Annotated in this window: 21 protein-coding genes; 4 read left to right on the top strand and 17 right to left on the bottom strand. The window is 72.8% G+C overall.

The features are described from left to right. Positions 1 to 40: 40 nt before the first annotated feature. The 7 genes from truB to rimP all read right to left on the bottom strand — a co-directional run bounded on the left by truB (position 41) and on the right by rimP (position 7,178). Positions 41 to 949 (bottom strand): tRNA pseudouridine(55) synthase TruB, encoded by a 909-nt coding sequence (gene truB / locus ABZZ17_RS26780; RefSeq protein ID WP_356879345.1) that lies wholly within the window; start codon positions 947 to 949, stop codon positions 41 to 43. Then, the gene (gene rbfA, locus ABZZ17_RS26775) at positions 946 to 1,401 is read right to left on the bottom strand and encodes a 30S ribosome-binding factor RbfA (RefSeq protein WP_356879343.1); all 456 of its coding nucleotides are present in this window, start codon (positions 1,399 to 1,401) and stop codon (positions 946 to 948) included. Before rbfA ends, truB begins: the two co-directional genes overlap by 4 nt. Positions 1,402 to 1,435: 34 nt before the next feature. Further along, the gene (locus tag ABZZ17_RS26770; protein ID WP_030227569.1) at positions 1,436 to 1,729 is read right to left on the bottom strand and encodes a DUF503 domain-containing protein; all 294 of its coding nucleotides are present in this window, start codon (positions 1,727 to 1,729) and stop codon (positions 1,436 to 1,438) included. A 198-nt stretch (positions 1,730 to 1,927) separates the two neighbouring features. Continuing rightward, positions 1,928 to 5,053 (bottom strand): translation initiation factor IF-2, encoded by a 3,126-nt coding sequence (gene infB, locus ABZZ17_RS26765; protein ID WP_356879341.1) that lies wholly within the window; start codon positions 5,051 to 5,053, stop codon positions 1,928 to 1,930. Between the two features lie 148 nt (positions 5,054 to 5,201). Next, positions 5,202 to 5,489: a YlxR family protein gene (locus ABZZ17_RS26760; RefSeq protein ID WP_356879339.1), complete on the bottom strand. Its 288-nt coding sequence runs from the start codon at positions 5,487 to 5,489 to the stop codon at positions 5,202 to 5,204. 133 nt (positions 5,490 to 5,622) lie between these two features. Beyond that, positions 5,623 to 6,678 (bottom strand): transcription termination factor NusA, encoded by a 1,056-nt coding sequence (nusA, locus tag ABZZ17_RS26755; RefSeq protein ID WP_356879337.1) that lies wholly within the window; start codon positions 6,676 to 6,678, stop codon positions 5,623 to 5,625. Positions 6,679 to 6,680: 2 nt separating this feature from the next. Beyond that, positions 6,681 to 7,178 carry a ribosome maturation factor RimP gene (rimP, locus tag ABZZ17_RS26750; RefSeq protein WP_356879335.1) on the bottom strand — a complete coding sequence of 166 codons (498 nt, stop codon included), beginning with the start codon at positions 7,176 to 7,178 and terminating at the stop codon, positions 6,681 to 6,683. Between the two features lie 158 nt (positions 7,179 to 7,336). Between rimP and ABZZ17_RS26745 the strand changes: the two genes are divergently transcribed. The 4 genes from ABZZ17_RS26745 to ABZZ17_RS26730 are packed head-to-tail and all read left to right on the top strand — an operon-like array spanning position 7,337 to position 10,323. Continuing rightward, positions 7,337 to 7,912, top strand: a complete 576-nt coding sequence (locus ABZZ17_RS26745; RefSeq protein ID WP_356879333.1) for a hypothetical protein — start codon at positions 7,337 to 7,339, stop codon at positions 7,910 to 7,912. After that, entirely contained in the window at positions 7,909 to 8,349 is a 441-nt protein-coding gene (locus ABZZ17_RS26740; protein ID WP_356879331.1) for a ferritin-like domain-containing protein, read from the top strand. The genes ABZZ17_RS26745 and ABZZ17_RS26740 overlap by 4 nt, the downstream gene beginning before the upstream one ends. Before the next feature lie 45 nt (positions 8,350 to 8,394). Further along, entirely contained in the window at positions 8,395 to 9,297 is a 903-nt protein-coding gene (locus ABZZ17_RS26735; RefSeq protein ID WP_356879329.1) for an aminoglycoside phosphotransferase family protein, read from the top strand. A 42-nt stretch (positions 9,298 to 9,339) separates the two neighbouring features. Further along, entirely contained in the window at positions 9,340 to 10,323 is a 984-nt protein-coding gene (locus ABZZ17_RS26730) for a slipin family protein (RefSeq protein WP_356879327.1), read from the top strand. Here the strand turns inward: ABZZ17_RS26730 and ABZZ17_RS26725 are convergent. The 10 genes from ABZZ17_RS26725 to ABZZ17_RS26680 form a co-directional block, all read right to left on the bottom strand. Beyond that, positions 10,310 to 12,010, bottom strand: a complete 1,701-nt coding sequence (locus tag ABZZ17_RS26725; RefSeq protein WP_356879325.1) for a proline--tRNA ligase — start codon at positions 12,008 to 12,010, stop codon at positions 10,310 to 10,312. The two genes, ABZZ17_RS26730 and ABZZ17_RS26725, sit on opposite strands and share 14 nt — an antisense overlap. A gap of 44 nt (positions 12,011 to 12,054) precedes the next feature. Next, on the bottom strand, positions 12,055 to 12,639 hold the full coding sequence (locus ABZZ17_RS26720) for a GNAT family N-acetyltransferase (protein ID WP_356879323.1): 585 nt from the start codon (positions 12,637 to 12,639) through the stop codon (positions 12,055 to 12,057). Positions 12,640 to 12,722: 83 nt separating this feature from the next. After that, positions 12,723 to 13,568, bottom strand: coding sequence for a GNAT family N-acetyltransferase (locus ABZZ17_RS26715; protein ID WP_356879321.1), 846 nt, complete (start codon positions 13,566 to 13,568; stop codon positions 12,723 to 12,725). Between the two features lie 147 nt (positions 13,569 to 13,715). Further along, positions 13,716 to 14,873 carry a flavodoxin-dependent (E)-4-hydroxy-3-methylbut-2-enyl-diphosphate synthase gene (ispG, locus tag ABZZ17_RS26710; protein WP_356879319.1) on the bottom strand — a complete coding sequence of 386 codons (1,158 nt, stop codon included), beginning with the start codon at positions 14,871 to 14,873 and terminating at the stop codon, positions 13,716 to 13,718. 172 nt (positions 14,874 to 15,045) lie between these two features. Further along, positions 15,046 to 16,347, bottom strand: a complete 1,302-nt coding sequence (locus ABZZ17_RS26705) for a site-2 protease family protein (protein ID WP_356879317.1) — start codon at positions 16,345 to 16,347, stop codon at positions 15,046 to 15,048. Further along, positions 16,344 to 17,597: a 1-deoxy-D-xylulose-5-phosphate reductoisomerase gene (gene dxr / locus ABZZ17_RS26700; protein WP_356879315.1), complete on the bottom strand. Its 1,254-nt coding sequence runs from the start codon at positions 17,595 to 17,597 to the stop codon at positions 16,344 to 16,346. Before dxr ends, ABZZ17_RS26705 begins: the two co-directional genes overlap by 4 nt. A gap of 21 nt (positions 17,598 to 17,618) precedes the next feature. Beyond that, positions 17,619 to 18,929, bottom strand: a complete 1,311-nt coding sequence (locus tag ABZZ17_RS26695) for a hypothetical protein (protein WP_356879313.1) — start codon at positions 18,927 to 18,929, stop codon at positions 17,619 to 17,621. 93 nt (positions 18,930 to 19,022) lie between these two features. After that, entirely contained in the window at positions 19,023 to 20,975 is a 1,953-nt protein-coding gene (locus ABZZ17_RS26690) for an acyl-CoA dehydrogenase family protein (protein WP_356879311.1), read from the bottom strand. A 165-nt stretch (positions 20,976 to 21,140) separates the two neighbouring features. Continuing rightward, positions 21,141 to 22,586, bottom strand: coding sequence for an aldehyde dehydrogenase family protein (locus ABZZ17_RS26685; RefSeq protein WP_356879309.1), 1,446 nt, complete (start codon positions 22,584 to 22,586; stop codon positions 21,141 to 21,143). A gap of 181 nt (positions 22,587 to 22,767) precedes the next feature. Beyond that, entirely contained in the window at positions 22,768 to 24,348 is a 1,581-nt protein-coding gene (locus tag ABZZ17_RS26680; protein ID WP_356879307.1) for a PucR family transcriptional regulator, read from the bottom strand. Positions 24,349 to 24,443 lie beyond the last annotated feature (95 nt).

Genomic DNA, 24,443 nt, shown 5'->3' with positions numbered 1-24,443 from the left:
CGTCAACGCGCCGGCACACCGGCGCGCCGCCGCGTCGCGCTCAGACGAAGACCGCGAGCGACTTCGCCTTCCCGCCCTTGCTCTCGACGAGCCCGAGCAGCTGCCCCTTCGGCCCGTAGACGGCGACCGTCCGGCCGTCCTGGTACTCGTCCGGCATCTCGATCCGCACGCCGTTGGCGAGCAGCGAGGCCCGGCGGGCGTCCAGGTCCCAGCGCGGGAAGGCGGCGGCCGCGGCCTCGCCGATCGGCATGACGGTCAGCTCCTCCTGGAGCTGGTCCAGCGTGCGGGCCTTGTCGAGCTTGTACGGGCCCACCCGCGTGCGCCGCAGCGCCGTCAGGTGTCCGCCCACGCCGAGGTCCGCGCCGAGGTCGCGGGCGAGGGCGCGGATGTACGTACCGCTGGAGCAGACGACGGAGACGACGAGGTCGACGACCTTCGTGCCGTCCTCGGCCTCCGCCTCGCGCATGTCGTACACCTGGAACGACGAGATGGTCACCGGCCGGGCCGGGATCTCGAAGTCCTCGCCGTCGCGGGCGCGCTTGTAGGACCGCACGCCCTTGATCTTGATGGCGCTGACCTTGGACGGGACCTGCATGATCTCGCCGCTCAGCTTGGCGATGCCCGCGTCCACGGCCTCGCGGGTGACCCCGGAGGCATCGGTGGACGAGGTGATCTCGCCCTCGGCGTCGTCCGTGAGGGTGTACTGCCCGAGACGGATCGTCCCGAGGTACTCCTTCTCGGTCAGCGCGAGGTGGCCGAGGAGTTTCGTCGCCTTCTCGACACCGAGGACGAGGACGCCCGTCGCCATCGGGTCGAGGGTGCCGGCGTGGCCGACGCGCCGGGTCTTGGCGATCCCGCGCATCTTGGCGACCACGTCGTGCGAAGTGAAGCCGGACGGCTTGTCGACGATGACAAGGCCGTCCGGAGTCTTCCCTGCTTCGGTGCTCATTCCGCGGCTGCGTCCTCGTCGTCGTCCTCGTCGCCCGGCTTCTTGTACGGGTCGGCTTCGCCGGCGTACTTCGCGCCGGAGGACACTTCGCGCACCTGGGCGTCGGAGGCGCGCGCCTTGTCGAGGAGGTCCTCGATGGTCTTCGCGTTCTCCGGGAGGGCGTCCGCGACGAAGGTCAGGGTGGGCGTGAACTTGGTTCCCGCCGCCCGGCCGACCGCGGAGCGCAGTACGCCCTTGGCGCTCTCCAGACCGGCAGCCGCGCTGGCCCGGTCCTCGTCGTCACCGTAGACCGTGTAGAAGACCGTGGCCTCCCGCAGATCGCCGGTGACCCGGGTGTCCGTGATGGTCACGTGCGTACCGAGGCGGGGGTCCTTGACGCCGCGCTGCAGCTTCTCGGCCACCACCTCCCGGATGAGGTCCGCCAGCTTCTTCGCCCGCGCATTGTCGGCCACTGGTCCGTCTCCTTCTTTTCTTGCAGACAAGCAATCAGTCTTCATCACCGTGGAAGCGCCGTCGTACCGACAGCAGTTCCACTTCAGGACGCGCCGCGACCAGCCGCTCGCAGCGGTCCAGTACGTCCGACACGAACCCCGCGTCCCCGCTCACCAGCGCGACCCCTATGCGGGCCCTGCGGTGCAGGTCCTGGTCGCCCACCTCGGCCGCGCTCACGGAGAACTTGCGTTGGAGCTCGGCGACGATGGGCCGGACGACGGAGCGTTTCTCCTTCAGCGAGTGGACGTCGCCGAGGAGCAGATCGAAGGACAGAGTCCCCACGTACATGCAGTTCCGGATGTCCCGCCGGTTCGGGTTAGGTGGCCTGCCGGGCCGTCGTCCGGCAGGTTCACCCGGCCGTGGTGCGGCAGGATCACCGGACGTTCGGCAGGGTCACCAGAACCGTACACGCAACGGCCGGGGCCGATCGACGGATATTCCGCCGACCGGCCCCGGTGTTACGACACGGTGCGAACCGCCTCGCGCTTACGCGCGGGGCTTCTCGCGCATCTCGTACGTCGCGATGACGTCGTCGATCTTGATGTCGTTGAAGGAACCGAGGTTGATACCGCCCTCGAAGCCTTCGCGGATCTCGGTGACGTCGTCCTTGAAGCGGCGCAGACCGGAGATGGTGAGGTTCTCGGCGACGACCTTGCCGTCGCGCAGGAGCCGCGCCTTGGTGTTGCGCTTGACCTCGCCGGACCGGATGAGGACACCGGCGATGTTGCCCAGCTTGGACGAGCGGAAGATCTCGCGGACCTCCGCCGTACCGAGCTCGACCTCTTCGTACTCCGGCTTGAGGAGACCCTTCAGGGCCGCCTCGATCTCCTCGATGGCCTGGTAGATCACCGAGTAGTAGCGGACGTCGACACCCTCGCGGTCCGCCATCTGCGCGGCACGGCCGGCCGCACGGACGTTGTAACCGATGACGATGGCGTCGGAGCCCATCGCCAGCGAGATGTCGGACTCGGTGACCGCACCCACACCGCGGTGCAGGACCCGGATGTCGACCTCTTCACCGACGTCGAGCTGGAGCAGCGAGGACTCGAGGGCCTCGACCGCACCGGACGCGTCGCCCTTGATGATGAGGTTGAGTTCCTGGACCAGACCGGCCTTGAGCACGGAGTCGAGGTCCTCGAGGGACACGCGACGGACGCGCTTGGCGAAGTTGGCGTTGCGCTCACGCGCAGCACGCTTCTCGGCGATCTGACGGGCCGTACGGTCCTCGTCGACGACGAGGAAGTTGTCGCCGGCGCCGGGGACGTTGGTGAGACCCAGGACCAGGACGGGGGTCGACGGACCCGCTTCCTCGACGTTGTTGCCCTTGTCGTCGAGCATGGCGCGCACTCGGCCGTAGGCGTCGCCCACGACCATCGTGTCGCCGACGCGGAGGGTACCGCGCTGGACGAGGACGGTGGCGACGGCACCGCGGCCGCGGTCGAGGTGGGACTCGATCGCAATACCCTGAGCGTCCTGCTCCGGGTTGGCGCGCAGGTCGAGCGAGGCGTCGGCGGTGAGGACGACGGCCTCCAGCAGGGAGTCGATGTGCAGACCCTGCTTGGCGGAGATGTCGACGAACATCGTGTCGCCGCCGTACTCCTCGGCGACCAGACCGAACTCGGTGAGCTGACCGCGCACCTTGACCGGGTCGGCACCCTCGACGTCGATCTTGTTGACCGCGACGACGATCGGGACGCCGGCGGCCTTGGCGTGGTTCAGCGCCTCGATCGTCTGCGGCATGACGCCGTCGTTGGCCGCGACCACGAGGATCGCGATGTCGGTCGACTTGGCACCACGGGCACGCATGGCGGTGAACGCCTCGTGACCCGGGGTGTCGATGAAGGTGATCTTGCGCTCTTCACCGTTGACCTCGGTGCCCACCTGGTAGGCACCGATGTGCTGGGTGATGCCACCGGCTTCGCCCGCGACGACGTTCGTCTTGCGGATGGCGTCGAGCAGTCGGGTCTTACCGTGGTCGACGTGACCCATGACGGTCACGACCGGCGGACGCGGCATGAGGTATTCCTCGCCGCCCTCGTCCTCGCCGAACTCGATGTCGAAGCCCTCGAGGAGCTCGCGGTCCTCTTCCTCCGGGCTGACGATCTGGACGACGTAGTTCATCTCGCCGGCCAGCATTTCGAGCGTCTCGTCGGAGACGGACTGCGTGGCAGTGACCATCTCGCCGAGGTTCATCATCACGGCGACGAGCGACGCCGGGTTGGCGTTGATCTTCTCCGCGAAGTCGGTGAGGGAGGCACCGCGCGACAGGCGCACGGTCTCGCCGCCACCGCGCGGCAGCATCACGCCGCCGACGGACGGGGCCTGCATGGCCTCGTACTCCTGGCGCCTCTGACGCTTGGACTTGCGACCACGACGGGCCGGACCGCCGGGACGGCCGAAGGCACCCTGCGTGCCACCACGGGCACCGGGACCACCGGGACGCCCGCCGAAGCCGGGACGACCGCCGCCACCGGCGCCGGCAGGACCGCCACCGAAGCCACCGCCGGGACGGGGACCGCCGAAGCCGCCACCGCCGCCGGGACGCGAGCCCGGACCGGCCGGACGGCCGGCGAAGCCGCCGCCCGCGGGACGACCGGCGCCACCGGGACGGGCACCGCCCGCACCGGGACCACGGCCACCGGGGCCGCCGCCGGGACGGGGACCGGGACCACCGGCAGCGGGACGCTGCGGCATCATGCCCGGGTTGGGACGGTTACCGCCGGGGGCACCACCGGGACGCGGGGCGCCGCCCTGCGGACGCGGCATGCCGCCCGGGGTCGGACGGGCGCCGCCGGGACCCTGCGGACGCGGGGCGCCGCCGGGGCCGCCCTGCGGGCGGGGAGCACCCTGGCCGCCGCCGGCGCCGGGGGCACCGGGACGGGGAGCGCCGGCCGGACGGGGCGCCTGGGGGCGCGCCATGCCGGTGGAGCCACCAGAGGTGAACGGGTTGTTGCCCGGACGGGGACCGGCCGGACGGGCACCCTGCGGGCGCGGGGCACCCTGGCCGGGGCCGCCGGCGGGACGCTGGCCCTGGGCGCCGGGAGCGGAGCCCGCGGGGCGCGGGGCGCCGGGACGGGCGCCGGCCTGGCCACCCTGACCCTGCGCCGGACGCTGCTGCGCCGGACGGGGGCCGGGGGCGGCGGCAGCGGGACGCTCGGTGCGCGCCGGGGCGGCCGGGGCCGCCGGAGGCGCGGAGAACTCGGTCGCCACGGGCGCCGCCGGAGCGGGCTTCGGGGCGGCCGGAGCCTTCGGGCCGGGACGCGGGCCGGGGGCGGCCGGAGTCACCGGGGCGCTCGCGGCCGGAGCCTCGGCAGCGGCCGGCTTGGGGGCCGGTGCGCCGGGCTTCGGTGCGGCGGGACGTGCCGCAGCGGCCGGGGAGGGCGCTGCGGGCTTGGCGGGCGCGGCCTTGCGGGGCGCGCCGGGCTTTGCAGCGGACTTGCCGGCGTTGCCGCCGGGCCCCTGCAGTGCGTCAGTCAACTTGCGTACAACCGGCGCCTCGATCGTCGAGGACGCCGAACGGACGAATTCACCGAGTTCTTGGAGCTTGGCCATGACGACCTTGCTCTCCACCCCGAACTCCTTGGCGAGTTCGTATACCCGGACCTTAGCCACTTCGCTCCTTTTAGGTCCGGGTTACGCCGGACCGTCGCTACTTCATGGGCGTACTCATCGCGTACTCATCGAGTGCTCATCGCAATCTCGACCTACTTCCAACTCGCGAGGTACCTGACCGCACGGGGTATCCGTGCCGTACTACTTCTTACGGTGTCGCCTCGGCCTCGACGGCCACGGCTTCGCGCAGTGCCGCCGTGTCGAGCGTTCCGGCGGACCGGAGGGCCCGGGGGAACGCTCTGCGGCGGACCGCCTTGTCGAGGCAGACCACGTCGGGGTGCAGGTAGGCACCCCGGCCGGGCAGCGTACCGCGAGGATCAGGGACGCATTCGTCTCCGATCGCCACGATGCGCAGCAGATCGCTCTTGGCCGCTCGCTCCCGACACCCCACACAGGTGCGTTCGGGGCATGCGCGGGCTTGCGTCCGGCCAGACACGCCTAAGTCTACCTCCCCGCACCGACCTCACCCCTTCGGGCGAAAAATCGAACGGATGTTGTCGTGATCCACTCGGGACCCGGACTGCTCCGGGTCCCTGTCTACCGGCCGGAAACCTCCGGCCGGTAGTGGTTTATTCCCGGCCGCGGTCCCCGCCGCGGTCTCCACCGCGGCCCGAGTCACGGCCGCCGTCCCGGTCCGGGGCCCCGTCGGGGGTCTCGGTGTCCGGGCGGATGTCGATGCGCCAGCCGGTGAGCCGCGCGGCGAGGCGGGCGTTCTGGCCCTCCTTGCCGATGGCCAGCGACAGCTGGTAGTCGGGCACGGTCACCCGGGCGGAGCGGGAGTCCCAGTCGACGACCTCGACCTCGCTCACCCGAGCGGGTGACAGGGCGTTCGCGACCATCTCCGCCGGGTCGTCCGACCAGTCGACGATGTCGATCTTCTCGCCGTGCAGCTCGGCCATGACGTTGCGCACACGGCTGCCCATCGGGCCGATGCAGGCGCCCTTGGGGTTCAGGCCCGAGCGCGTCGACCGGACGGCGATCTTGGTGCGGTGACCGGCCTCACGGGCGATCGCCGAGATCTCGACGCTGCCGTCGGCGATCTCCGGGACCTCCAGCGAGAAGAGCTTCTTCACCAGGTTGGGGTGGGTGCGCGACAGGGTCACGGACGGACCGCGGACACCCTTCGCCACCCGCACGACGTACGCCTTGAGGCGGAGTCCGTGCGTGTACTCCTCGCCGGGAACCTGCTCCTGCACCGGCAGGATGGCCTCCAGCTTGCCGATGTCGACGAGGACGTTCTTGGGGTCCTTGCCCTGCTGGACGACGCCGGTGATGACGTCGCCCTCGCGGCCGGCGAACTCGCCGAAGGTCAGGTCGTCCTCGGCGTCGCGCAGACGCTGCAGGATCACCTGCTTGGCGGTCGTCGCGGCGATCCGCCCGAAGTCCGACGGCGTGTCGTCGAACTCCTTGGGCTCCTGGCCCTCTTCGAGGTCCCTCGGGTCCTCCGTCGCCCACACGACCACGTGACCGTTGGTGCGGTCGAGCACGACGCGGGCACGCCGGAAGCTGCCCTCGGTGCGGTGGTACGCGATGAGGAGGGCCGACTCGATCGCCTCGACGAGCAGGTCGAAGGAGATCTCCTTCTCCCGGACCAGACCCCGCAGGGCACTCATGTCGATGTCCACGACTACGCCTCCTCTTCCTTCTTGTCCTTGCGGTTGAACTCGATTTCGACACGCGCCTTGGCGATGTCGGCGAACGCGATGCGGCGGGTGGTCGCCTTGCGGCCCTTCACACCCGGAACTTCGAGGTCCATGCCCTCGTCGTCGACACCGAGGATGCGGGCGATCAGTTCCCCGCCGTCGGCGGTCTGGAACTTCACGAGACGGCCGGTCGCCCGAACGTAGTGACGGTGCTCGGTGAGCGGGCGGTCCGCGCCCGGAGAGCTGACTTCGAGGACGTACTCGTCCTCACCCATCGCGTCGGACTCGTCGAGCTTGTCGGAGACCTCACGGCTCAGCTCGGCACAGGCGTCGAGTTCCACACCCTCATCGGAATCCACGATGATCCGCAGCATCCGGCGCTTGCCCGCCTTGGACAGCTCGATCTCCTCGAGGTCCAGGCCCCTGGCGGCGACGAGCGGCTCCAGCAGTCCGCGCAGCCTGTCGCTCTGGGTGGTGCTCATCCGGGTGACTCCTCGGCCGCGTGTGCTGTTGTGGTTTTCCGTCGCGTGTCAGGTCAAAGGGTATCCGGTCGCGGGGGGTGTTGCCGTCCGCGCTGCGGACGGGACCCCCGGGTACCGTGATCACACCCTGTCCCGCCATCACCCCGAGGACGACGCCCGTGCCCTGGACCCTGACCTCCCGGCCCTCGCGTAGGCAGCTGCTGGCCGGTACCGCCGGCGCGGCCGGGGCCGCCCTGCTCACCGGGTGCACCGGCGGGGGCGGCCCGTCGGGCGCCGACACCGGCATTCCGCTCGAACGGCGCATCCGGGAGGGTGCCGTTCGTGACAGCGAGCGGCTGCTGGAACGTTACGACGCCACCACCGCCGCCCATCCGGCCCTGGCCGCACGCCTCGCGCCGCTGCGCGGGGCCGTCGCGGCGCACACCGCCGCCCTCGCCTTCCCGGGTCCGGCCGCCTCCCGGCCGTCGTCCACCTCCCGGCCGCTGTCCGCCGGCGCCTCCGCCTCGCCCGCCGCGACAGGGTCGCCCTCCGTACGCCCCGATCCGGTCCCGCCGAAGGAGGCGGACGCCCTGACCGAGCTGGCGGACGCCGAGCGGAGCCTGTCCGAGGCCCGCACGGTCGCGCTGGCCGGCGCACCCGGGGAACTGGCCCGGCTACTGGCCTCGGTGGCCGCGTGCGGGGCCGTCCACGCCTACCTGCTGACCTCCACCCCGACCCCGGGAGCCGCGTCGTGAAGCCCGAACCCTCCCCCGCCGGACGCCCGCTGGAGGCGGCCCAGGCCGCGCTGGCCGCCGAGCACTCGGCGGCGTACGCCTACGGGGTGATCGGCGCCCGTGCCGCCGCCGCCCGGGCGGCCGAGGCCCGCGAGGCCTACGGGGGCCACCTCGCGCGCCGCGACGCCCTGACCCGGACCGTGCGGGAGCTGGGCGGCTCGCCCCGGCCCTCGGAGGCGGCGTACGCCCTGCCGTTCGAGCTGCGCACCCCGGCGGACGCCGAGCGGCTGGCCGCCGAGATCGAGGACCGGGTGGCGGGCGCGTACTCCGATCTGGTCCGGGCGGCGGACGGCCAGCTGCGCCGCGAGGCCGCCGACGCGCTGAGCGCCGCGGCGGTCCGCGCGGCACGCTGGCGCGGTGTCGGCGTAGCCTTCCCTGGGCTCACGGAAAAGCGCTGAGGAGGCGCGACGGGGCCCGGCACAGCTGAAAGGGACCACGCACGCATGGCTTTCGAACCGCCGCAGCGGCTTGTACGGGCGCTCGGCGAGATGCCCGAGACGGCGCAGAACACGGACTGGCTCGGGCAGTTGCCCCGGCTCGCCGAGGAGGCACTGGCCCGGCGGGACGTGGTGGCCCAGCGGGTGCAGGCCCCCGGCGGCCGCAGCAGCCTGGTGGTCCTCGTCCACTACTCCGACGGCACCCCGGCGGCCCTGAAGCTGGCGCCGCCTGCCGCCCGGCCCGGCCGGGAGCTCGCCGCGCTCGCGCACTGGGGCGGTTTCGGGGCGGTACGGGTCCTCGACTCGCGCCACCACGAGGACGACGGCGGGCTGCTCCTGGAGCGGCTCCACCCCGAGGTGTCGCTGCGTTCGCTGCCGGAGGCGAAGGCCCTGCTGGAAGCCTGCGGCACGCTGCGGCGGCTCTGGGTCGAGCCGCCGTCCGGGCACGCCTTCGAGACGGTGGCCGAGCGCACGGCCCGCCAGAGCGAGGACCTGCGCGCGGCCCCGCCGGAGGTCCGGGCGCTCGCGGACACCGCCGTGGACCTGCGGGGCGAACTGACGGCCCTGCCCGGCGAGGAGCTCCTGCTGCACGGCAACTTCCGGCAGGGCAAGGTGCTGGCCGGGGAACGGGCGCCGTGGCTGACGGTGGGCCCGGACCCGCTGGTCGGCGAGCGGGCCTACGACCTGGCCCGGCTGGTCCGCGACCGGCTGGAGGACCAGATGGCCTCCTCGACGGGCGCGGCGGGTGCCCGGCGCCGGGTGAACAAGCTCGCGGATTCGCTGGAGGTGGACCGCGACCGGCTGCGGGGCTGGACGGTGTTCCGCGCGGTGGAGTCCGGGAACCGGGCGCTGGCCGCCGGGCGGCGCCGGGACGCGGAGCTGCTGCTGGAGTTCGCGGCCTGGTTGTAGGGCATACCGTAGGTAGGAAGGCATGTCCGGCAGGGGGCCGTCATGGTCGAGGAACTGCTGACAGCGGCGATCGCCGCGGGTGTGGGGGTGGCGGCCTACACGGTCGCCGCCGCCCGTGTGGTGAAGCAGTACGAGCGGGGCGTGGTGTTCCGCTTCGGCCGGCTGCGCCAGGGCGTCCGGGCGCCCGGGTTCACGCTGGTGGTGCCGGTGGTCGACCGGCTCCGCAAGGTGAACATGCAGATCGTGACGATGCCGGTGCCGGCCCAGGAGGGCATCACCCGGGACAACGTCACGGTGCGGGTGGACGCCGTCGTCTACTTCAGGGTCGTGGACCCGGCCGACGCGATCGTCGAGGTGGAGGACTACCGCTTCGCGGTCTCCCAGATGGCGCAGACCTCCCTTCGGTCGATCATCGGCAAATCGGACCTGGACGACCTGCTCTCGAACCGGGAGCAGCTGAACCAGGGCCTGGAGCTGATGATCGACAGTCCGGCGATCGGGTGGGGCGTGCAGATCGACCGGGTGGAGATCAAGGACGTGTCGCTGCCGGAGACGATGAAGCGGTCGATGGCCCGCCAGGCGGAGGCCGACCGCGAGCGGCGGGCCCGGGTGATCAACGCGGACGCGGAGCTCCAGGCGTCGAAGAAGCTGGCGGAGGCGGCCGAGGTGATGTCGGAGCAGCCGGCGGCGCTCCAGCTGCGCCTGCTGCAGACGGTGGTGGCGGTCGCGGCGGAGAAGAACTCGACGCTGGTGCTGCCGTTCCCGGTGGAGCTCCTGCGCTTCCTCGAACGCGCGGCGCCGCCGCCGGCGGCCCCGTCGGCCGCTCCCCCGCAGGTGGCGGCGGATCCCGGAGCCGGCGCACCGCCCGCCGACGCACCACCCACCGACGAACTCGCAGCCGACGAACCCGCAGCCGTTGAGCCCTCTGCCGGTGAGCCTTCTGCCGGTGAGCCCGAAGGCGCCGCGCCCGGGCGCCCCGCGATCGGGGCCCCGGACGCGGACGGGCCTTCGCCTACGGCTGGGTGAGACGGGCCAGGGCCTCTTCCAGGGGGAGTTCCTCACGGGTGCCCGTGGCCCGGTCCTGGAGTTCGACGATCCCCTCGGCGGAGCGGCGGCCCGCCACCAGGATCCGGGGGACGCCGATCAGTTCCGCGTCGGTGAGCTTCACGCCGGGGGACAGCCCGGCCCGGTCGTCGAGCAGGACCCGGCGGCCGGCTCCGGCCAGTGCGGCGGCCGCCTGCTCCGCCAGCGCGAGCGGGACGGCCTTGCCGGCGGCGACCACGTGCACGTCGGCCGGGGCGACGGAGGCGGGCCAGCACAGCCCGCGGTCGTCGGCGGTCTGCTCGGCCAGCGCGGCCACCGCCCGGGAGACGCCGATCCCGTAGGAACCCATCGTCACCCGGACCGGCTTGCCCTCGCGGCCGAGGACGTCCAGCCCGAAGGCGTCCGCGTACTTGCGGCCCAGCTGGAAGATGTGCCCGATCTCGATCGCCCGGCCCAGGCGCAGCCCGGCGCCGCAGGAGGGGCAGGGGTCGCCCGGCTCGACGACGACCACGTCGAGGTACCGGTCCACCTCGAAGTCCCGGCCGCAGACGACGTTCCGGGCGTGGGTGTCGGGCTTGTTGGCGCCGGTCACCCAGGAAGTGCCGGGCGCCACGCGGGGGTCGGCGAGGTAGCGGACCTTCTCCAGGCCCTGCGGGCCCACGTAGCCGCGTACCAGGTCGGGACGGCCGGCGAAGTCCTCGGCCGTCACCAGCTCCACGACGGCCGGGGCCAGGTGTTCGCCGAGCTTGCCGAGGTCGACCTCGCGGTCTCCGGGGACGCCCACGGCCACGATCTCGCCGTCGACCTTCACGAGGAGGTTCTTCAGGGTCGCCGAGGCGGGCACGCCGAGCAGGGCCGCGAGCGATTCGATGGTCGGGGTGTCGGGGGTGTCCAGCTCCTCGACGGGGCCGTGTTCGCCCGCGGCCGGGGTGAGGGCGAAGGTGACGGCCTCGGTGTTGGCCGCGTAGTCGCAGGAGGGGCAGTCCACGAAGGTGTCCTCGCCGGCGTCGGCGGGCGCGAGGAACTCCTCGGACGCGCTGCCGCCCATGGCACCGGACACGGCCGACACGATGCGGTGGTCGAGGCCGAGGCGCCGGAAGATCCGTACGTACGCCTCGCGGTGGAGCCGGTAGGACTCGGCGAGGCCCTCGTCGGTGACGTCGAAGGAGTAGGAGTCCTTCATCTGGAACTCGCGGCCGCGCAGCACGCCCGAGCGGGGGCGGGCCTCGTCCCGGTACTTCGTCTGGATCTGGTAGAGCATGACCGGGAGGTCCTTGTACGAGGTGCACTGGTCCTTCACCACGAGGGTGAAGATCTCCTCGTGGGTGGGGCCGAGCAGGTAGTCGGCGCCCTTGCGGTCCTTGAGGCGGAACAGCAGGTCGCCGTACTCCGTCCAGCGGCCGCTGACCTCGTAGGGCTCCTTCGGCAGCAGCGCGGGGAGCAGCACCTCCTGGGCGCCGATGGCGTCCATCTCCTCGCGGACCACGCGTGCGACGTTGTCCAGGACCCGCTTGCCGAGCGGGAGCCAGGTCCACACGCCGGCGGAGCTGCGTCGGACGTAGCCGGCCCGTACCAGGAGGCGGTGGCTGAGGGTTTCGGCGTCCGCCGGGTCCTCGCGGAGGGTCTTGGCCATGAGGCGGGACATGCGCTGCACGTGTTGCGTTGACATGACGGGAGGCTACCGGGGTGGGCGGGGGCCCCGGCAAGCCGAATTCAGGGCCGCCCGCCGGGCCGGAGCAGCGGCAGGGTCGCGCCCATGACCGCGTACGGGAGGCTCGCGCTCGGGAACTGGACGCGGCGGGCGAGGTCCCGGTAGCCGAGGGCCGTGTAGAGGCCGCGGGCGGGGCTGTCGGTGTCGATGGCGGAGAGGATCGAGCGGGGCTCGTCGGCGCCGTCGGTGATCAGGGTGATCAGGGTGCGGCCGACGCCGCGGCCCTGGAAGCCGGGGTGGACGTGCAGTTCGGTGATCACGAAGGAGTCGTCGAGCCAGTCGTCGGCGCCGCCGGCCCTCAGGTGCGGTTCGACGATCGTGGACCACCAGTGGCCGCGGTCGTTGGGCATGCCGTAGACGAAGCCGGCGAGGGCGCCGTCGTCGGTGAAGGCGCCGAGTGCGCGGGCGCCGCGGGAGGTCATGTGGCGCTGGACGATGTAGCGCCGGATGCCGACCTCCTCCTCGCTGAGCCCGAAGGCCACGGCCTGCACGCGCAGGGCCTCGTCCACGCGGTCGGCGAGGTCGAGGGGGCCGATGCGGAGGCCGGCGGGCCGTGCGGGGTCGTCGCCCCCGGGGGTAGGCAGCATGCGGCGACCTTACTTCGGGGTAGGGCCGGTGCGGTACGGCCCGTACGGGGAAAGCGGCCACGGCCGGGGCGGTGGCGGCGGGCTCAGAACAGGACGCTCATGAAGGCGCCGGTCTCGCGGAAGCCGACCCGTCGGTAGGCGGCGCGGGCGGCGGTGTTGAAGTCGTTGACGTAGAGGCTGACCACGGGCGCCACGTCGCGCAGCGCGTAGGCGACGACGGCGGCCATCCCGGATTCCGAGTGGCCGCGGCCCCGGAAGCCGGGGTCGACCCAGACGCCCTGGATCTGGCAGGCGCGGGCGGTGGCGGCGCCGATCTCCGCCTTGAAGACGACCTTTCCGTCCTCGATGCGGGCGAAGGAGCGGCCGGCGGTGACGAGCTCGGCGACGCGGGCCTGGTAGAGAAGTCCGCCGTCGCCGGCCAGCGGGGAGATGCCGACCTCCTCGGTGAACATGGCGACGCAGGCGGGCATGATCAGGTCCATCTCGTCCTTGCGGACGCGGCGGACCTGCGGGTCGGGGGCGACCGTGGTGGAGGGCTGTTCCATGACCATGAGGGGCTGCCGGGACCGGACGTCGCGGGCGGGGCCCCAGCTGGGTTCGAGGAGCTGCCACAGCAGCCGGGTGGCCTCGGCGGGGCCGACGATGGAGGAGCAGCGGCGGCCGGTGCGGCGGGCGCGGTCGGCGAAGGCGCGTACGGCGTCGGGTCCGGCGCAGACGGGGACGAGGTTGGCTCCGGCGTAGCACAGGGACCGGAGCTCGCCGTCGGCGTACCAGCCCCACATCTCCCCGCCCAGGCGCCAGGGATCGAGGCCGGCGACCTGGACCCGGGAGGTGACGAAGGCGTTCTGGACCGGCTCGCGCCCGAGGACTTCGAGCGCGGCGTCGAGATCACTGGGTTCAAGGACCCGGGTGGTGGTCTGCGTCAACACTGGGGCCTCACCATGCAAGTCTGCTGATCTCCGCACTGTACCCGGCGGTGCCCGGGGATGCCGCCTCCCACGGGTCACGAAAAGGCCCCGGCCCCGCCCCCGAACTGCGGGAACGGGGCCGGGGCCGGGGTCGGGCGCAGCGCGGTGCTACACGCCGATGGCGACGGTGGGCTCGCCGGAGGCGACGCCGTCCTTCTCCATCTGCTCGGCGATCTTCAGCGCCTCTTCGATCAGGGTCTCCACGATCTTCGACTCGGGGACGGTCTTGATGACCTCGCCCTTCACGAAGATCTGGCCCTTGCCGTTGCCGGAGGCGACGCCGAGGTCGGCCTCGCGGGCCTCGCCGGGGCCGTTGACGACGCAGCCCATGACGGCGACGCGCAGCGGGACCTCCATGCCCTCCAGGCCCGCAGTGACCTCCTCGGCCAGCTTGTAGACGTCGACCTGGGCGCGGCCGCAGGAGGGGCAGGAGACGATCTCCAGGCGGCGCGGCTTGAGGTTCAGCGATTCCAGGATCTGGTTGCCGACCTTGATCTCCTCGACCGGCGGGGCGGAGAGGGAGACGCGGATGGTGTCGCCGATGCCCTCGGAGAGCAGTGCGCCGAAGGCGACGGCGGACTTGATGGTGCCCTGGAAGGCGGGGCCGGCCTCGGTGACGCCGAGGTGCAGCGGGTAGTCGCAGGCGGCGGCCAGCTGGCGGTAGGCGTTGACCATGACGACCGGGTCGTTGTGCTTGACCGAGATCTTGATGTCGCCGAAGCCGTGCTCCTCGAAGAGGGAGGCCTCCCACAGCGCGGACTCGACCAGCGCCTCGGGGGTGGCCTTGCCGTACTTCTTCAGCAGCCGGGCGTCGAGGGAGCCCGCGTTGACGCCGATCCGGATCGGGGTGCCCGCGGCCTTGGCGGCGTGCGCGATCTCCTTGACCTTGTCGTCGAACTGCTTGATGTTGCCCGGGTTCACGCGGACCGCGGCGCAGCCGGCGTCGATCGCGGCGAACACGTACTTGGGCTGGAAGTGGATGTCGGCGATGACCGGGATCTGCGACTTCTTCGCGATGACGGCGAGGGCGTCGGCGTCGTCCTGCGTGGGGCAGGCCACGCGGACGATGTTGCAGCCGGAGGCGGTCAGCTCGGCGATCTGCTGGAGCGTCGCGCCGATGTCGGACGTGCGGGTGGTGGTCATCGACTGCACCGAGATGGGCGCGTCGCCACCGACGGCCACGGAACCGACCTGGATCTTGCGGCTGACGCGTCGGTCGGCAAGCTTCGTCGGCACGGACGGCATTCCGAGAGAGATGGCAGTCATCTGCTGTGCAACCCCAAGGTGTGGATCAAGGTCCCGAGATCGGCGGGCTCCAGCCTTCGAGATTACGCCAATCAGCGCGTGCCCCCCGCATCCGAGGGGGTGCGCCACCCGAACGTAGGGAGCCGGGCACGATGCGTGCCCGGCTCCGTCCCGCGTGCGCTAGTGCCGGCGACTAGGTGATCTTGATCGGGTTCACCACGTCCGCCACCAGCACCAGCAGCGTGAAGCAGACGAACAGCCCGGCCACCACGTACGCAGCGGGCATCAGCCGCGCCACGTCGAACGGGCCGGGGTCGGCGCGCCGCAGGAGCCGGGCCACGTTGCGCCGCAGCGACTCCCACAGGGCGCCCGCGATGTGTCCGCCGTCGAGCGGCAGCAGCGGCAGCATGTTGAACAGGAAGAGCGAGAGGTTGAACATCCCGAGGACGTTCAGCATGATCGACATCCGCTGCTCTCCGGGGATGTCGAGGGTCGCGATCTCACCGCTGATCCGGGCCGCGCCGACGATGCCCATCGGGGAGTCCGGCTCGCGCTCGGCGCCGCCGAAGGCCGCGTCCCACAGGGCGGGGATCTTGGCGGGGAGCTGGAGCAGGCCCTGCACGCTGCCCTCGACGATGCCGCCCATGTGGTCGACGGACTCGCCGAAGGTCAGGGCCGCGATCTCGCTCTTGGGGCTGAAGCCGAGCCAGCCCGCCGTGACGTACTCGCCCTTGACGTACCCGCCGTGGCCGTCGGTCTTGGCGACCTTGTTCTCGATCAGGTCCACCGGCAGGGTCAGCTCGCGTCCGTCCCGTACGACGGTGACGGTGGCGGGGCCGACCGTGTCGCGGATCTGCTTCTGGAGGGCGGACCAGTCGGCGACCGCGCGGCCGTCGAAGGCGACGATGCGGTCGCCGGACCGCAGGTCGGCCTTCTTGGCCGGGGCGACCGGGTCGCTGTCCTTGCAGACCTCCCGGTTCTCGCTCTGCTGGATGACGCAGGGCGAGACGGTGGCGATCTGGGTGGTGGTGCGGTTGATCCCGAAGGTCATCCAGACGCCGAAGAAGATCGCCAGGGCGAGCACCAGGTTCATGAAGGGGCCCGCGAACATCACGATCACGCGCTTCCACGGCTTGCGCGTGTAGAAGAGCCGCGTCTCGTCGCCGGGCTGGAGTTCCTCGTAGGCCGCCGAGCGGGCGTCCTCGATCATCGAGCGGAACGGCGACGTGGAACGGGCGGTGACCTTGCCGTCCTCGCCGGGCGGGAACATCCCGATCATGCGGATGTAGCCGCCCATCGGGATGGCCTTGATCCCGTACTCGGTCTCGCCCTTCTTGCGCGACCAGACGGTCCGGCCGAAGCCGACCATGTACTGGGGCACGCGGATGCCGAAGAGCTTGGCCGTGGAGAGGTGGCCGAGCTCGTGCCAGGCGATGGAGAAGAGCAGGCCGACCACGAACACGACCACACCGATCAAGGTCAGCAGTATCGTCATGCGCTCGCCTCCACGGCGGCGCGAGCCGCCATCTCCCGTGCCCGGGCCCTGGCCCAGGTCTCCGCTTCGAGGACGTCCGCGACGGTCAGCGGGGTTCCCGCTGCCGGCGTCCCGTGTTCGTCCACCACGGCAGTGACCGTATCCATGATTGCTGTGAACGGCAGCCGACCGGCCAGGAAGGCCTCGACGCACTCCTCGTTCGCCGCATTGAACACCGCGGGGGCGGTGCCGCCCAGGGTGCCGACGTGCCGGGCCAGGCCGACGGACGGGAAGGCCTCGGTGTCCAGGGGGAAGAACTCCCAGCTCGACGCCTTGGTCCAGTCGAAGGCCGGGGACGCGTCCGGGACCCGCTGGGGCCAGCCCAGGCCGATCGCGATGGGGCCGCGCATGTCCGGCGGGGTGGCCTGGGCGAGGGTGGAACCGTCCGTGAACTCGACCATCGAGTGGACGTAGGACTGCGGGTGGACCACGACCTCGATGCGGTCGAAGGGGATGTCGTAGAGCAGGTGCGCCTCGATGACCTCCAGCCCCTTGTTCACCAGGGTCGCCGAGTTGACGGTGATCACCGGGCCCATCGCCCAGGTCGGGTGCGCGAGCGCGTCCTGGACGGTGACCCCGGCCAGCTCCGCGCGGGTGCGGCCGCGGAAGGGGCCGCCGGAGGCGGTCACCACGAGCTTGCGGACCTCGGCGCGGGTACCGGCGGCCAGGGCCTGGAACAGCGCCGCGTGCTCGGAGTCCACGGGAATGATCTGGCCCGGCTTCGCGAGGGCCTTGACCAGCGGGCCGCCGACGATCAGCGATTCCTTGTTGGCCAGGGCCAGGGTCCGGCCGGCCCGCAGCGCGGCGAGCGTGGGCGCGAGGCCGATGGAGCCGGTGATGCCGTTGAGGACGGTGTGGCACGGGGAGGCGGCGAGTTCGGTCGCCGCGTCGGGCCCGGCCAGGATCTCGGGCAGCGGCTCGGACGGGCCGTACTGGGCGCCGAGCGCCTCCTTCAGGGCCGGTACGGCGTCCTCGCGGGCGACGCCCACCTTCTCGACGCGCAGCAGCCGGGCCTGCTCGGCGAGCAGCCCGACGCGCCCGCCGGCGGCGGACAGCGCCGTGACCCGGAAGCGGTCGGGATGGCGCAGCGCGAGGTCGATGGCCTGGGTGCCGACGGACCCGGTCGATCCGAGGATGACGATGTCCCGGCGGCCGGCCGCGGCGTCGAAGAGGAGGTGCGGGTCGGCGAGGGGGGCTGGACTGTCGCTCATGCCCCCCATTGTTGCCGCAACTCAGGAGCGCTTGGACACGGAGTCCCCGTCCGTGACCCGGGCGAGGAGTTCGGGCAGCGTGCCGGCGAAGTCGGGGAGGGCGCGGGCCGCCCGCCACCAGGCCCGCGGGTCGTCCCCGAGGGCCTCGTCGAACAGCCGGTCGGCCTCGGCCCGGGCGGCGAGCACCGCGGCGGGCCGGTCGTGCCGGTCCGGATGGCCGATGTCACCGAGCCACTGGTCCTCGTCCAGCGCCCAGCAGGCGGGCACCTTGTGCCGGACCACGTCGGCGCCGGTGAGCAGGCCCCGGTCCAGGCAGTCGCGGACCCACCGGACGTCCTCGTCGACGGTCTCCATCGGGACGGCCAGGCTCACCAGCGCCAGCTCCCGCTCCCAGCCGCCCGTCGGCTCCGTGGCGGCCGTGTCGGGGGCGAGCCGGCGCACGGCCCGGCCCAGCGCCGGGTCGTGCCGTACGAGGCCCAGCGGGGGCAGGGTGCCCGCCGCGAGCGCCGTCGCCAGCTCGGGCAGGGTGCCCCGGTAGCCGGGGGCCCGGCGCGGCAGCTCGGCCCACAGGCGGGGGTCCTCCCCCAGCGCGGGCCGCAGCACCCGCTGCACCGCCGACTGCATCTCGGCCTGCTCGGGCAGGCTCCAGCGCAGCCCGCGCGAGACGGACAGGTGCCCCAGCAGCAGGGTCCGGGCCGCGGGGGCCACGTGGGCGACGAGCTCGTCGCAGGTCAGCAGGCCCGAGCGGACGGCCCGTACGGCGGGCCGGTACCAGTGGCGCCCGTACGGAGCGCCCGCGCGGGCGTCGAGCAGCGCCAGGCAGTCCGCCCGGGGCAGTCCGCCCACCAGCAGCAGGGCCTCCACGGCTCCCGCCGGCAGCGGCGCGCGGGCGTGCTCGCGCAGCAGCAGCTCCGGGTCGAGGTCGTGCGGCATGCCCAGCAGGGTCAGCGGGATCCGCGGCCGGCGGCCGTGCCGGCGCAGCAGGGCGATCAGCTCGGCGGAGCCGAAGGGCCCCGGGCCGCTCGCGCCGAGCAGTTCCGGGGAGGGCCCGGGCCGGGCGGCGTAGCGGACGGCCGAGGGCAGGCCGGGCAGCGGGCGGCCCACGACGTGCGGGTTGCGGGCGATGTAGTGCCGGTCCTCCTCGGTGCCCCCGCGCAGCAGCAGGGTCACGGCCGAGGCGGGCAGCCACTGGTCGCGGCACAGGTACTTCCGGGTGGTCCCGTCGAGCCGGCCGATCAGCTCGGCGACCACCTGCTGCGGTGCGTGGCGCAGCAGGTGCGCCACGCACCAGGCCAGCCGTCTGCTGACCCGGTCCTCCTCGGCCGTCGGCATCGTCCTCGCCCGTCTCGCGCTCGTACCCGTACCTGAGCCCGGACCCGTGCTCGCACTCGTACATCCGTCCGGACTACTGCCGATGATGGCAGGTCAGCGCAGGGGGCGGTGGACGTTTACGTGCTCCGAGGGGCCGGGGGCGGCCTCCGCGATCCAGGGTCCGTCGCCCGAGGGGTCGAGGACGCCCTCCTCCAGCCAGGTGTAGGCGCCGCCGAGGACCCCTTCGACGACCTTGCGGTCGAGGTCGTCGGTGTTGGACCAGAGGCGCCCGAAGAGTTCCTCGACGCGGATCCGGGACTGCCGGCAGAAGGCGTCGGCGAGCTGGTAGGCCTCGCGGCCGTGGTCGCCGGTGGCCCGCAGGTGCTCGGCGCGCACGCAGGCCGCGCTCATCGCGAAGAGTTCGGCGCCGATGTCCACGATCCGGCCGAGGAAGCCCTGCTTGGTCTCCATGCGGCCCTGCCAGCGGGACATCGCGTAGAAGGTCGAGCGGGCGAGTTTGCGCGAGCCGCGTTCGACGTAGCGCAGGTGGGTGGCCAGGTCCGGGTGGCCGGCCGGGTGGAACTCCCGGTACGCGCCGGGGAGCTGGCCGGCTCCGGCGGCCAGCTGGGGCAGCCAGCGGGCGTAGAACCCGGCAGCGCGGGCTCCGGCCTTCGCCTTGTCGCCGAGGGCCTTGTCCGGGTCGATGATGTCGCCGGCGACCGCCAGGTGGGCGTCGACGGCCTCGCGGGCGATGAGCAGGTGCATGATCTCGGTCGAGCCCTCGAAGATCCGGTTGATCCGCAGGTCGCGGAGCATCTGCTCGGCGGGGACGGCCCGCTCTCCGCGCGCGGCCAGCGACTCGGCGGTCTCGAAGCCGCGGCCGCCGCGGATCTGGACGAGTTCGTCGGCCATCAGGCAGGCCATCTCGGAGCCGTAGAGCTTGGCCAGGGCCGCCTCGATGCGGATGTCGTTGCGGTCCTCGTCGGCCATCTGCGAGGCGAGGTCGACGACCGCTTCGAGGGCGAAGGTGGTGGCGGCGATGAAGGAGATCTTGGCGCCGACGGCCTCGTGCCTGGCGACCGGGCGGCCCCACTGCTCGCGGACGCCGGACCATTCCCGGGCGATCTTCAGGCACCACTTGCCGGCGCCGACGCACATGGCGGGCAGGGACAGCCGTCCGGTGTTCAGGGTGGTCAGCGCGATCTTGAGGCCGGCGCCCTCGGCGCCGATGCGCTGGGCGGCGGGCACGCGGACCCGGTGGAAGCGGGTGACGCCGTTCTCCAGGCCGCGCAGGCCCATGAAGGCGTTGCGGTGCTCGACGGTGATGCCCGGCGAGTCGGCCTCGACGACGAAGGCGGTGATCCCGCCCCGGTGGTTCTCGCCCTTCGGCACCCGGGCCATCACGACGAGCAGGTCCGCGACGACCCCGTTGGTGGTCCACAGCTTCACCCCGTCGAGGACGTACGCGTCCTCCCCGTCCGGGACGGCCGTGGTGGCCAGGCGCGCCGGGTCGGAGCCCACGTCCGGCTCGGTCAGGAGGAAGGCGCTGATGGCGGTGGTGGCGCAGCGCGGCAGGTAGGCGTCCTTCTGCTCCTGCGTCCCGAACATCTTCAGCGGCTGGGGCACGCCGATCGACTGGTGGGCGGAGAGCAGGGCCCCGATGGCCGGGCTGACCGAGCCGACCAGGGCGAGCGCCTTGTTGTAGTAGACCTGGGTGAGGCCGAGGCCGCCGTACTTGGGGTCGATCTTCATGCCGAGGGCGCCGAGCTCCTTGAGCCCGCGGACCGTCTCGTCGGGGATCTTCGCCTCCCGCTCGATGCGGGCGCCGTCGATCGAGGTTTCGCAGAACTCCCGCAGCCGGGCCAGGAAGGCCTCCCCGCGCCGGACGTCCTCGTCGGCGGGGAGCGGGTGGGGGTGGATCAGGTCAAGCCGGAAGCGGCCGAGGAAGAGCTCCTTGGCGAAACTGGGCTTGCGCCAGTCCTGCTCCCGCGCCGCTTCCGCGACCTGCCGCGCCTCGCGCTCGGTCACCTTGGGCTGTACGGGCTGTGCGGGCTGTGTTGCGGACATCCGGGTCCTCACCTCGCAGCATCGGGACACTACCGATCGGTGCTACCTGTGAGTCGTACCCGTTTCGGGGACCCGGGAAAAGGCCCGAGCGGGTGGCCCGGAAAAGGGGGACGGCCGGAGCCCCCGCACAGTAGGCTCCGGCCGTCGGTCTGGGACCGTACGAGGTCAGATGTCGAGGCCGGTGAGGACCAGGACGCGCTCGTAGGTGTAGTCGTCCATCGCGTAGCGGACGCCCTCGCGGCCCACGCCGGACTGCTTGACGCCGCCGTACGGCATCTGGTCGGCCCGGTAGGAGGGCGCGTCGCCGATGATGACGCCGCCGACCTCGAGCTCGCGGTGGGCGCGGAAGGCCACCTGGATGTCACGGGTGAAGACGCCGGTCTGGAGACCGAACTTCGAGTCGTTGACGGCGGCGAAGGCCTCGTCGGTGTTCTCGACCTTCTGCAGGGTCAGGACCGGCCCGAAGACCTCTTCGACGGCGAGCGTGACGCCGGCCGGGAGCTCCGCGACGACGGTGGGCTCGTACGAGGCGCCCTCGCGCTTGCCGCCGGTGAGCAGCTTGGCGCCGGCGGACACGGCCTCGTCGACCCAGGACTCGACGCGCTTGGCGGCGTCCTCGGAGACGAGGGGGCCGACGTCGGTGGCGGAGTCGGACGGGTCACCGGTGACCTGGGCCTGGACCTTCGCGACGACCTTCTCGACGAGGCGGTCGTAGACGGAGGCGTCGGCGATCACGCGCTGCACGGAGATGCAGGACTGGCCGGCCTGGTAGTTCGAGAAGGTCGCGATGCGGGTCGCGGCCCATTCGAGGTCGGCGTCGGAGGACCAGTCGGCGAGGACCACGGCCGCGGCGTTGCCGCCGAGCTCCAGGGTGCAGTGCTTGTGGGGCACCGACTGCTGGATGGCGTAGCCGACCTTGTCGGAGCCGGTGAAGGAGATGACGGGGAGGCGCTCGTCCTTGACGAGGGCGGGCATCTTCTCGTTGGCCACGGGCAGCACGGACCAGGAGCCGGCCGGCAGGTCGGTCTCGGCGAGCAGCTCGCCGAGGATCAGACCGGAGAGCGGGGTGGCCGGGGCCGGCTTCAGGATGATCGGCGCGCCGACGGCGATGGCGGGGGCCACCTTGTGGGCGCACAGGTTCAGCGGGAAGTTGAACGGCGCGATGCCGAGGACCGGGCCCTTGACGAAGCGGCGGGTCAGGGCCAGCCGGCCGACGCCGCCGGCGTCGGTGTCCAGGCGCTGGGCGTCTCCGCCGTTGAAGCGGCGGGCCTCTTCGGCGGCGAAGCGGAACACGGACACCGCGCGGCCGACCTCGCCGCGGGCCCACTTGACCGGCTTGCCGTTCTCGGCGGAGATCAGCTGGGCGATCTCCTCGGTGCGCTCGGCCAGGCGCTTGGACACGTGGTCCAGGGCGGCGGCGCGTACGTGGGCGGGGGTCGCGGAGAACTCCGCCGTCACGGCGTACGCGGCGGCCACGGCCTCTTCGACCTGGGCGTCGGTGGGCACGCTGACGGTGCCGACGAGCCGGCCGTCCCACGGGTTGTGGACGTCGAAGCTGTCCTCGCCGGTGGCCTGGCGGCCGGCGAGCCAGAAGGCGTGGGTGGAGGTCATGCGAATCCCGGCCCTTCGGATTGTGCTGGGGGTACCTCCCAGCGGCAGCTGGAGGCGGGTCCTGTCCCCACCACCGTAGGACCCCGGCGCGGTTTCGTTGTTTATCCGGCATGGAGCGGCGGCCTGCCGGGCTTCGCCGGTTTGTCAGTGTCGTGCGTGGCGGGCGCCCCGCCGCGGCGGGTCAGGGGGTGGGGGTGGCGGCCTTCAGGGCGAGCCAGAGCTCCATCCGGACGTCCGGGTCGTCCAGGGAGCGGCCGAGGATCTCCTCGACCCGCTTCATCCGGTAGCGGAGCGTGTGCCGGTGGACGCCCAGGTCGGCCGCGGCGGCGTCCCACTGGCCGTGGCGGGAGAGCCACGCCTGGAGGGAGGCCACCAGGTCGCCGCGGCCGGTCGCGTCGTGCTCCCGCAGGGCCCTGAGGGTGCCGTCCGCGAAGGCCCGTACGGCGTCGTCCGCGAGCAGCGGCAGGACCGAGCCGGCGGCGAGGTCCTCGTGCTCGACCATCGGCCTGCCGCGGCGGCGGGCCACTGCGAGGGCCTGGTCCGCCTGCTTGAAGGCGGCCTTCACGCCGGTGGCGGCGGCCGGCGCCGACAGGCCCACCACCAGTTCGTCCGGCTCGGGGCCGGTCGCGTCCCGGCCGCGCCGGGCCTCCAGCACCTCCGCGTGCTCCGCGCACGCCTGCACGGCGGACCCCCCGTCGGCGGCCAGCACCACCAGGCGCCCGGCCTCCGGTACGACGAGCAGCGCCTCCCCGGTACGGGCCGCCGCCGACTCCACCGCGTCGGCGAGCCGCGCCAGCCCTTCCGGCTGGGCGGTGCCCGGCAGGGCCGGCTCGGCGACGGCGATCCGGAACGGCGCCTCCAGCAGGGCTCCGTACAGGTCCCCGGCCACCGCCCGGGCGTGCTCGGCCTGTCCCTCCAGCAGCATCCGCAGCACGGCGGCGCCCAGGCGGGACTCGGCGTCGTGCAGGGACCGCGACCGTTCCGTGGTCAGGGTCAGCAGGGCGACGGCCGAGTGCACGGCGTACCGCTCGGCGGTGCCCAGCGGGGCGCCCGTACCGACGGCGAGCGCGCCCCGGGCCCGGCGGCCGGTGCCCAGGGACTGGAGTTCCACCCGGTCCTCGGAGCCGCCCACCACGGCGCTCGCGGGCGCGGGCCGCTCGCGCAGGCGCTCCACGTCGGGGGTGAGCCGGGCGGCGCGGCGCGCGGCCCAGTCGGGGGCGGCGGCGACGACCGCGCCGGAGGTGTCGTACAGCGCGGCCCAGCCGTGCACGTGCGCGGCCAGCTTCGCGAGGAGGTCGGCGGGGCCGTCGGCGGACAGGGCGGCCCGGGTGAGTTCGCGCTGGGCCTCGAAGCCGGCGGTCACGGCCCGGTACTGGTCGGCGGCGAGGGCCGCGGAGACGGCCTTGCTGATGGCGAGGAACGGGGTCCGTCGCGGCACCTCCAGCAGCGGCAGGTCCTCCTCGCGGGCGGCCTCGACGAGCGCGTCGGGGACGGCGTCGTAGTTCACCCCGACGGCGAAGCCGATGCCGACGACGCCGGCGGCCGCGAGGCGGCGTACGTAGCGGCGCATCTCCTCCGGGTCGTCCGCGTCCAGCTTCATGGCGGTGACCAGCAGCAGCTCGCCGCCCTCCATGTAGGGGACGGGGTCCGCGAGCTCGCTGACGTGGGCCCAGCGCACGGGGGTGTCGAGGCGGGTCTCCCCGGCCCGGACGCTGAGTTTGAGCGCCGAGTGCTGGACGAGCGAGGCGAGGGTGAGCGGCATGGGGTACCAGGGGCCTTACGCGGGAGGGGAGAGGAAGGGGAGGGGACCCGCGGGGTGGGGCGGGCGTCGGGGTTTTCGCCGTGTCGTATGAACAA

The sequence above is a fragment of the Streptomyces sp. NPDC006512 genome (assembly GCF_040611935.1).
GTDB lineage: Bacteria > Actinomycetota > Actinomycetes > Streptomycetales > Streptomycetaceae > Streptomyces.
This window is presented reverse-complemented; position numbering and strand designations above follow the sequence as displayed.